Here is an 8823-nt window from a genome sequence, read left to right as displayed (position 1 = left end):
CAAAGGCGTGGAGATCGGCGACGGCTTCACCGGCGCCGGACGCCGAGGGAGCGTCGCCCACGACGAGATCGTCCGCGAGGGCGCCCTCAGGCGGCTGACCAATCGGGCGGGAGGAATCGAAGGGGGAATGTCCAACGGCGAGGCCATCCGCATCCGTCTGGCTTTCAAGCCCATTTCGACCGTTCCAAGAGCGCTTCGCACGATCGACACGGCCACGGGAGAGCCCGCGACCGCGCTCCATCAGCGCTCCGACGTCACGGCGGTCGTTCCGGGGGCTGTCGTCGCCGAGGCCATGGCCTCGCTCGTCGTCGCGGAAGCCCTGATCGAGAAGACGGGAGGCGACTCCGCGGACCAGATGCGCGAGTCCCTCGCCGCCTACCTCGCCTCCATACCGGAGGCCCGCGCATGAGCGCGAAAGCTGTGTTCGTCGGCATGCCCGGAGCGGGCAAATCCAAGGTCGGCAGGCTCGTCGCCGAGGCGCTCGGCTGCGACTTCCGAGACTCCGACGATCTCATCGTCCAGGCCGAGGGGCGCAGCATCGCCAGCATTTTCTCCGACGACGGCGAAACGCGGTTTCGGGAGATCGAAGCCGAGGTCGTCGCCCGCGCCCTTCTCGCCTTCGACGGGGTCCTCTCCCTCGGCGGAGGCGCGATTCTCGCCGAATCGACGCGGAAGGCGCTCAGAGGCCACCCCGTCGTCCTCATCGACGTCGACGACGCCGAACTCGTCAGGCGCGCAAAGCAGTCCTCCGTGGTCCGTCCCCTGCTGGCCGGCGACCCCGCCGCAAGAATGGCGGCGCTGCGCTCGGAGCGCGACGCATGGTACAGGGAAGCTGCCCGCCACACCGTGACGTCGGACGACGGCCCCGTCCAACGGGTCGTGGCCGAGGTGCTTCGCCTTCTGAGCGCGGACTCGGAGCCGCGTCCGTGAGCCTCGCGATCCTCCTCGGGCCTCCGGGCGCGCTCGTGGCCGAGTGCGCGGAGCGGATCTCTGCCGCGAGCGGCCGCAGTTGCCTCATTGTGGACGACGCCGTGGAAGCCGTGGCTGGGGAGAGCCCCGAGCGGATCGTCACGACAAAGGGCGCGCAGGCCCTCAGAGCCGTCGAGCGAGAAGTGGTGGGCGCGATCCTCGATTCGATCGACGCCGCGGACGACAGGATCCTCGCGCTGAGCTCGGGATCGCTTGGAGACGGCGAGGACGACGAGGATTTTGCCCCCGTCAGGCGGCGAATCGCAGAGTTGGCCGGGGAGGGCGCCGTCGTCGTCCATCTGACGGGAAACCTCGCGACCCTCGTAAAGCGAACGGGCATCGGCGGACCGCGCCTGGCCGCCGTCGAATCCCCCCGAAAAATCTTCTACCGGCACCTTTCGCGCCGGGAGCCGCTTTATGCGGCGGCCGCCGAGGCGACGCTCGACACCTCGGGAATGGACGTTGCAGAGGCGGCCGAGCGGGTTGCCCGCCTCCTCTGTTCCACGTCGTAAGGGTGCGCCCGGCACCGCACTCCGCTTCACGTCATGAAGGGGCGCCCGGCATCGCACTCCGCCTCACGTCGTGAGGGTGCGCCCGGCATCGCACTCCGCTTCGCGTCATGAAGGGGTGCCCGGTATCATACGGACCGTTTGCTCGCCGACGCGAGCGAACCTGTATTCTAGGGACGGCGCGCAAAAGGCGCGAAAGACAACAGACAAGGAGCCCTTGTGGCAAGCACCAACGACCTGAAGAACGGAATGGTTCTGAACATCGACGGCCAGCTGTGGAGCGTCGTCGAGTTCCAGCACGTCAAGCCGGGCAAAGGCCCTGCTTTCGTGCGCACCAAGATCAAGAACGTCCTGTCCGGCAAGACGGTTGACAAGACGTTCAACGCCGGAGTCAAGGTCGAGACGGCCACCGTCGACCGCAGGGACATGCAGTACCTGTACAACGACGGCACGGATTTTGTATTCATGGACCTGGAAACCTACGAGCAGATTCCGGTCTCGCCGGAGATCGTCGGGGACGCCGCCAATTTCCTCCTCGAGGAGCAGCAGGCCATCGTCGCCTCGCACGAGGGGCAGGTCCTTTTCGTCGAGCTTCCGGCGTCGGTGGTCCTCGAAGTGACCTACACCGAGCCCGGCCTTCAGGGCGACCGGTCCAACGCCGGAACCAAGCCGGCCACGGTTCAAACCGGCTACGAAGTCCAAGTGCCCCTTTTCCTCAACCAGGGCGACAAAGTCAAGATCGACACTCGCACGGGCGAATACCTCGGCCGAGTGACGGACTGATGGACGAACAATCCAAGCGCCGACGGCGCAAAGACGGCTTCACCGCGCGGACCAAGCAGCGCAACCGCGCTCTCGACGTCGTTTTCGAGGCCGACGAGCGCGGTCTGCTCGGCCAGGGCGACCTGCTCGCCCTGCTTGACGAGCGCAAGGTTGTGTCCACCTCGCAGTCGCCCATCGGCGACTTCGGAGCGAGCATCGTCGAAGCGTACGCTGAGAACGCCGACGACATCGACACAATCGTCGAAGCGGCGAGCGAAGACTGGGCGATGAGCCGCATGAACGCCGTCGACCGCTCCATTCTTCGCGCGGCAGCGGCAGAGCTCGTGTACGTGGGCACCGATCGCTTCCACGTCATCCCCGAATGGGCGGGCTTGGCCCGAGAATATTCGACGGAGCGCTCGGTGGGCTTCGTCATGGGAGTCCTCAACCGCGTTGCGGACATTCGCGCGCGCGAACTTTCCGGCGGCCGCGGGCTTTCCGAAAGCGAGGAGGCGGGCGGCCGAGAATCGATCTGACCCGCAGACGCGCGAGCCTTGTTGCGCTCCGAGCCGCCGAGGGCTACCGTAATCGATGGAACCCGCCTTGGTTCCGATTCTTTAAGCCCGTCCTGCGAGGCGGGGAAGGAGGCCTTTATGGCAGACAAGGCGCGCGCCCGCGTGGTGCTTGACGCCGATGACATCGAGCGGTCGCTCAAGCGCATCGCTCACGAAATTCTAGAGCGCAACAAAGGAGCCGAGAACCTCATCCTTCTCGGAATTCCGACTCGCGGGGTCCCGCTGGCGCGGCGGCTTCGCGACGCTCTTCGCGAAGCGGGAGGCGTGGAGGTCCCCGCCGGCTCGCTCGACATCACGATGTACCGCGATGACCTTCGAAGCAATCCCATTCGCGTTCCCCATCCGACCAGCATTCCCGACGGCGGAATCGACGCCGCAACGGTTGTGCTGGTCGATGACGTTTTTTACTCAGGCCGGCCGATTCGCTCCGCTTTGGAGGCCATCGCCGACATCGGGCGGCCCGCCGCGGTTCAGCTGGCGGTCCTGGTGGACCGCGGGCATCGCGAGCTGCCGATTCGCGCGGACTACGTCGGAAAGAACCTGCCGACGTCGCGCACCGAAAAGGTGCGGGTGAACCTCGCCCCTGTCGATGAAGCCGATTTCGTAGCGATCGAGGAGGCCTGACATGCGCCATCTTTTGGGAACAGACGACATGACCCACGCCGAGGCCATCCAGATTCTGGACACGGCTGAGACGATGGCCGCGACCCAGTCGCGCACAATCAAAAAGCTCCCGGTTCTGCGCGGGCTCATCGTCTCGACTACGTTCTTCTAGGTCTCGACGCGCTCTCGGCTGTCCTTCGAGGCCGCCGCCAAGCGGCTGTCGGCCGACGTCATCTCCTTCTCAGCGAAGGGGTCCTCGCTGTCGAAGGGCGAGTCGCTCAAGGACACGGCGCAGACGATCGTCGCGATGGGGGCCGAGGCCCTCATCGTGCGACACAGCGCCTCGGGCGCCCCGCACAGGCTGGCCCACTGCGGGTGGATCGACGTTCCGATCCTCAACGGCGGCGACGGCACCCATCAACATCCTACCCAGGCCCTGCTCGATTCCTTCACGCTGCGCCGCCACCTGCACACCGGGCAGGACAAGGCGGCCCCGGAAGGCTCCGACCTGGCCGGCGCGCACGTCGTGGTCGTCGGAGACATCCTCCACTCGCGCGTCGCCCGCTCGAACGTCGATCTCCTTTCGCTCCTCGGGGCGAAGGTGACTCTGGTCGCCCCGCCCACCCTGCTGCCCGTCGGCATGGAGGATTGGCCGTGCGAGGTGTCCTACACGCTCGACGACGTCCTCGCCTCCAAGCCCGAGGCCGTCATGATGCTGCGGGTCCAACGCGAGCGCATGAGCGGTGCCGGCGGCGGCTTCTTTCCCTCGCCTGAGGAATACTCGCGCCAGTACGGCCTGAACGCGGAGCGCCTCTCGGTGCTCGGCGACGACGCCGTGCTCATGCATCCGGGCCCGATGAACCGCGGCCTGGAGATTTCGGCCGACGCGGCCGACTCCGCCCACTCGGTGGTTCTCGAACAGGTGGCCAACGGAGTGTCCGTGCGCATGGCCGCCCTCTACCTTCTTCTGGCGCACGGCGAGGAGATTTCGGCATGAGCGAGTACATTTTCAAGCGCGCGAGGCTGTTGGGCAAAGACGTCGTGGACGTCCACGTGCTCGACGGCATGATCGCCGCGGTGTCGGGCGACGAGATTTCCTCGGCGAACGCGACGGTCGTGGACGCCTCGGGCCTCGTCGTTTTGCCCGGGCTCGTGGATTCGCACACGCATCTGCGCGAACCCGGCCTGGAGGATTCCGAGACCGTCCTGACCGGTTCGCAGGCCGCGGCCGCGGGCGGCTACACCTGCGTCAACGCCATGGCCAACACGACGCCCGTCCAGGATTCGGCCGGCGTCGTCGAACAGGTCATGCGCCTTGGAGAGATCGCCGGGTACGTGGACGTGCGCCCCGTGGGCGCCGTTTCCTCCGGGCTGGAGGGCAAGCACCTGGCCGAGCTCGGGGCCATGGCCGCTTCGGACGCCCAGGTCCGCTACTTCTCCGACGACGGAAAATGCGTTTCCGACCCCGTGCTCATGCGCAGGGCGCTCGAATATGCGAAGGCCTTCGACGGAGTCGTCGCCCAACACGCCCAGGATCCGCGGTTGACGGAAAGGGCGCAGATGCACGAGGGCGACGTCTCGGCCGAGCTCGGGCTGGCCGGCTGGCCGGCGGTCGCCGAGGAGTCGATCATCGCCCGCGACGTGCTTCTGGCCAAGCACGTCGGCTCGAAGGTCCACATTCTCCACGTTTCCACGGCCGGATCGGTCGATCTCGTCCGCTGGGCAAAGGCCCAGGGCATCGCCGTGACGGCCGAGGCCACGCCTCACCACCTGAGCCTCGACCACACGGAAGTCCGCTCCTACGATCCGATGTTCAAGGTCAATCCGCCGCTTCGCCCCCGCGAGGACGTTGAGGCGCTGCGCCGCGGCGTCGTCGATGGGACGATCGACGTGATCGGAACCGACCACGCGCCGCATCCCATCGAGGAGAAAGACTGCGAGTGGGCGGTTGCGGCCAACGGAATGATCGGCCTGGAGACGGCGCTTTCGGTTGTCCAGGAGTCGCTTGTGACCGCCGGGCTTATCGACTGGGAGGACGTGGCCAGGCTCATGAGCTACGAGCCCGCGCGCATATGCGCCAGCCCCGACCAGGGCCGCCCGGTGGCCGCCGGGGAGCCGGCGAACCTCTGTTTCGTCGATCCCGATGCGAGACGGGAGATTTCCGGGCGCGCCAGCCGCTCGAAGTCGCACAACACCCCGTGGGAGGGCCGCACCCTTCCGGGACGGGTGATGTACACCGTCCACCGGGGCGTGCCGACCGTGTGGGAGGGCGGGCACCGCTCCCACGAGGACGTCATGGCCGATCGTGCGAAGCTCCATCGCGTCGGCCGCTGACGGTCTGAAAACGCTGCAAGTCTGAGACTCTCAACGTGCGGATGCGGTCGCCCGATCGCATCCGCACGCCTCATGGAGATGCGTCTCACAAAGTTACGTCCCGTGGAGGAAAAATGACGACGTTCGGTCAGCGCCTGCGCCAATCCATGGCGGCCCGAGGGCCGGTGTGCGCGGGAATTGATCCGCACGCGGGCCTGCTGCGGCAGTGGGGGCTCGAGGACAGCCCGGCCGGCGTGCGTGAGTTCTCACTGCGCACCATCGACGCGCTGCACGACCGCGCCGCGGCATTCAAGCCGCAGTCGGCCTTTTACGAGCGGCACGGCGCGGCGGGGGTCGCCGCGCTGGAAGAGACGCTGCGCGCCTGCCGCGACGCCGAGGTTCCCGTCATCGCCGACGTCAAGCGCGGAGACATCGGCTCGACGATGGACGGATACGCCGACGCCTACCTCAGCGGCCCGCTCAAGGCCGACGCATTCACCGTCTCCCCGTATCTCGGCCCCGGATCTCTCGAGGCCACGGCGCGCCGCGCGGCCGAGCTGGGCGGCGGCCTGTTCGTCCTCGCCCTCACATCCAACCCCGAGGGCGCCCAGATCCAACACGCGGGCTCGCCCTCCGTCGCGGGCAGGGTGGTCGAGGCGGTCGCCGCGTGGAACGAGGACATCGCCCCGGGGTCCTTCGGCCTCGTCGTCGGCGCGACCATCGGGGACGGCGCCCGCCGGCTCGGCATCGACCTTCCGTCGTTCCCAGGCGTTTTCCTCGCCCCCGGAATAGGGGCGCAGGGCGCGGGCGCCGACGAGCTCCGGCAGGTTTTCGGCTCGGGAATCGCGCGGGTCTTGGCCTCGGCCTCCCGATCGATCCTGGCCGGCGGCCCCACAGCGGCAGGGCTGCGCGAAGGCTTCGCCCGCACTCTCGCCGCGGTCGAATCCGCCCTTGGACAGCCAGAATCCAGGTAGCATGGAGCGCATGGACAACCGCGCTTTCGTCGTCGTCGGGCCTTCGGGTGTGGGCAAGGGGACGCTGCTCAAAGAGGCTCTGGCGCGGGCGCCCGAATGTTGGCTGTCCGTTTCGGCCACCACGAGGGACCCCAGGCCGGGTGAGCGGGAAGGCGTCGACTATTTCTTCGTCAGCGACGAACGATTCGACGAGCTCGTGGAAACCGGGCAGATGCTCGAATGGGCCCTGGTCCACGGAGTCAACCGGTATGGCACCCCGCGCGGGCCCGTGGACGAGGCCGCAGCCCGCGGCCGCATTCCTGTGCTCGAACTCGACCTCGCGGGTGCGCGCCAAGTGCGGCGGTCGATGCCCGAGGCCGCGCAGATATTCATCGCCCCGCCCGCATGGGAAGAGCTCGAGCGCCGGCTGCGGGGCAGGGGAACCGAAGGCCCCGAGGAAATCGCGCGTCGCCTGGAGACGGCCCGCGAAGAAATGGCGGCCGCGGAGGAATTCGACGTCGTCGTCGTCAACGATTCCGTGTCGCGTGCCACGGAAGAGCTACTCCGCATTTTCGGAGTCACACGCTAAAATAAGCCTCTGGACGTCTAGTTAAGAGGGAAAAATGTTCGGAACAGTTCCTGAGCCCGAGGGCATCACCAATCCGCCGATCGACGAACTGCTCGAGAAGGTGGACTCGAAGTACGCCCTGTCGGTTTACGCCGCCCAGCGCGCCCGCCAGATCAACTCCTACCGTCAGGAGATGACGCGGGGCGACGGCAACATCTCCACCTTCGGCCCTCTGGTCGAGGCGAGTCCGGAGGACAAGCCCCTGTCCATAGCCCTGGAGGAAATCCGGGAGGACAAGGTCGAGTGGACGACGGAAAAAGACTGACCGCTCGAGGGGCCTTCCGAAAGGAAGGCCCTCTTTCTATCGTCGTCGGCGTCTCCGGCGGCATTGCGGCGTACAAAGCGTGCGCCGCCGTTCGTCTGTTCAAGGAGGCGGGGCATCGCGTCACCGTCGTCGCCACCCGCGCCGCCCTCGGCCTTGTCGGCGCCGTCACGTGGGAGGCGCTGTCCGGGCGCAGGGTCTACTCCGACGTCTGCGAGGACGCGGACGACGTCGCCCACGTGAGGCTGGCACGGGAGGCCGATGCGATCGTGGTCGTTCCGGCCACGGCCAACACTCTCGCGAAAATTCGCGCGGGAATCGCCGACAACATGCTGACGAACGCCGTGCTGGCCGCGACGTGCCCGGTCTTCGTCGCACCGGCGATGCACACAGAGATGTGGTTCAACCCCGCCACGCAGGAAAACGTCGCCGTTTTGCGCGAGCGCGGCGTGCGCTTCATCGGCCCGGCCTCCGGGCGCCTGACGGGCGCGGATTCGGGCGTCGGGCGCCTGAGCGAGCCGGGCGACGTCGTCGCCGCCGTGCTTTCGGCCATGCGCGAATCGGGCGGGCCGCGCGATCTGCTGGGCCTGACCTTCGCCGTGAGCGCGGGCGGCACGCGCGAGCCCATCGATCCGGTCCGCTACCTCGGCAACCGCTCCACCGGGCGTTTCGGAACCGCGATCGCACGGATCGCAGCCGAACGCGGCGCGAAGGCGATTCTCGTCGAGTCCAATGTCGCATCCGACGTCCTCCGCGAGGCGGGCGACGCGGATATCCGCCACGCCCCGAGCGCCCTCGAGCTGCGCGACGCCATGGAGGCCGCCGCACTCGAAGCCGACGTGCTCGTCATGGCCGCGGCCGTGGCCGATTTTCGCCCCGCGAAGGTCAGCCCCACAAAACAGAAGAAGACGGGGGAGCCTTTCCTCCCGATCGAACTCGTCGAGAACCCGGACGTCCTCGCCGGCCTGGCGGCCGCGCGCAGACCGGGCCAGACGATCGTCGGATTCGCCGCCGAAACCGGCGACGAGCACGGCACAGTCGAGGACTACGGACGCGAGAAGGCGTTGAGAAAGGGCGCCGATCTGACCGTCGTCAACGGCGTGGGGGAGCGCGTCGGCTTCGGCGACGTCGATTCCCGGATCCTCGTGCTCGACTCGAAAGGCGACGTCGTCGCAAAGGCTGAAGGAAACAAAGAAGAGCTCGCGCGCGTCATCGTCGACGCCGTCGTGCGGCTGCGATCCTAAGGAGA

General features: G+C 67.5%; 11 protein-coding genes and 1 pseudogene. All 12 read left to right on the top strand.

Annotation, left to right across the window (positions count from 1 at the left end; genetic code table 11):
- On the top strand, positions 1-409 hold a 409-nt coding region (locus ACO48X_RS02955; RefSeq protein ID WP_485000384.1), incomplete at its 5' end, for a chorismate synthase.
- On the top strand, positions 406-930 hold the full coding sequence (locus ACO48X_RS02950; protein WP_485000382.1) for a shikimate kinase: 525 nt from the start codon (positions 406-408) through the stop codon (positions 928-930). The genes ACO48X_RS02955 and ACO48X_RS02950, both read left to right, overlap by 4 nt.
- Positions 927-1481 (top strand): shikimate kinase, encoded by a 555-nt coding sequence (locus ACO48X_RS02945; RefSeq protein ID WP_485000380.1) that lies wholly within the window; start codon positions 927-929, stop codon positions 1479-1481. The genes ACO48X_RS02950 and ACO48X_RS02945 overlap by 4 nt, the downstream gene beginning before the upstream one ends.
- 216 nt (positions 1482-1697) lie before the next feature.
- The gene (gene efp / locus ACO48X_RS02940; RefSeq protein WP_484990664.1) at positions 1698-2261 is read left to right on the top strand and encodes an elongation factor P; all 564 of its coding nucleotides are present in this window, start codon (positions 1698-1700) and stop codon (positions 2259-2261) included.
- Positions 2261-2776, top strand: coding sequence for a transcription antitermination protein NusB (locus ACO48X_RS02935; RefSeq protein ID WP_485000378.1), 516 nt, complete (start codon positions 2261-2263; stop codon positions 2774-2776). The genes efp and ACO48X_RS02935 overlap by 1 nt, the downstream gene beginning before the upstream one ends.
- 117 nt (positions 2777-2893) lie before the next feature.
- The gene (gene pyrR, locus ACO48X_RS02930) at positions 2894-3439 is read left to right on the top strand and encodes a bifunctional pyr operon transcriptional regulator/uracil phosphoribosyltransferase PyrR (RefSeq protein WP_485000376.1); all 546 of its coding nucleotides are present in this window, start codon (positions 2894-2896) and stop codon (positions 3437-3439) included.
- A 1-nt stretch (position 3440) separates the two neighbouring features.
- Positions 3441-4415, top strand: a pseudogene (locus ACO48X_RS02925) (aspartate carbamoyltransferase catalytic subunit).
- On the top strand, positions 4412-5752 hold the full coding sequence (locus ACO48X_RS02920; protein ID WP_485000374.1) for a dihydroorotase: 1341 nt from the start codon (positions 4412-4414) through the stop codon (positions 5750-5752). The pseudogene ACO48X_RS02925 and the gene ACO48X_RS02920 overlap by 4 nt, the downstream one beginning before the upstream one ends.
- 113 nt (positions 5753-5865) lie before the next feature.
- A complete protein-coding gene (pyrF, locus tag ACO48X_RS02915; RefSeq protein WP_485000372.1) occupies positions 5866-6705 on the top strand; it encodes an orotidine-5'-phosphate decarboxylase in 840 nt (279 codons plus the stop codon).
- Between the two features lies 1 nt (position 6706).
- On the top strand, positions 6707-7273 hold the full coding sequence (gene gmk / locus ACO48X_RS02910) for a guanylate kinase (protein ID WP_485000398.1): 567 nt from the start codon (positions 6707-6709) through the stop codon (positions 7271-7273).
- 34 nt (positions 7274-7307) lie between these two features.
- Entirely contained in the window at positions 7308-7577 is a 270-nt protein-coding gene (gene rpoZ / locus ACO48X_RS02905; RefSeq protein WP_485000370.1) for a DNA-directed RNA polymerase subunit omega, read from the top strand.
- On the top strand, positions 7556-8818 hold the full coding sequence (gene coaBC / locus ACO48X_RS02900) for a bifunctional phosphopantothenoylcysteine decarboxylase/phosphopantothenate--cysteine ligase CoaBC (protein WP_485000368.1): 1263 nt from the start codon (positions 7556-7558) through the stop codon (positions 8816-8818). The genes rpoZ and coaBC overlap by 22 nt, the downstream gene beginning before the upstream one ends.
- Positions 8819-8823: the final 5 nt, after the last annotated feature.

The sequence above is a fragment of the Peptidiphaga sp. genome, from assembly GCF_057238965.1.
Note: the sequence above shows the minus strand (reverse complement) of the source record. Positions and strands in the feature narration are given on the sequence as shown.

Excerpts from the sequence above, each read along its gene's own strand:
- ACO48X_RS02950 (WP_485000382.1), top strand. The coding sequence starts at position 406 with ATGAGCGCGAAAGCTGTGTTCGTCGGCATGCCCGGAGCGGGCAAATCC.
- ACO48X_RS02935 (WP_485000378.1), top strand. The coding sequence starts at position 2,261 with ATGGACGAACAATCCAAGCGCCGACGGCGCAAAGACGGCTTCACCGCG.
- pyrR (WP_485000376.1), top strand. The coding sequence starts at position 2,894 with ATGGCAGACAAGGCGCGCGCCCGCGTGGTGCTTGACGCCGATGACATC.
- ACO48X_RS02920 (WP_485000374.1), top strand. The coding sequence starts at position 4,412 with ATGAGCGAGTACATTTTCAAGCGCGCGAGGCTGTTGGGCAAAGACGTC.
- pyrF (WP_485000372.1), top strand. The coding sequence starts at position 5,866 with ATGACGACGTTCGGTCAGCGCCTGCGCCAATCCATGGCGGCCCGAGGG.
- gmk (WP_485000398.1), top strand. The coding sequence starts at position 6,707 with ATGGAGCGCATGGACAACCGCGCTTTCGTCGTCGTCGGGCCTTCGGGT.
- rpoZ (WP_485000370.1), top strand. The coding sequence starts at position 7,308 with ATGTTCGGAACAGTTCCTGAGCCCGAGGGCATCACCAATCCGCCGATC.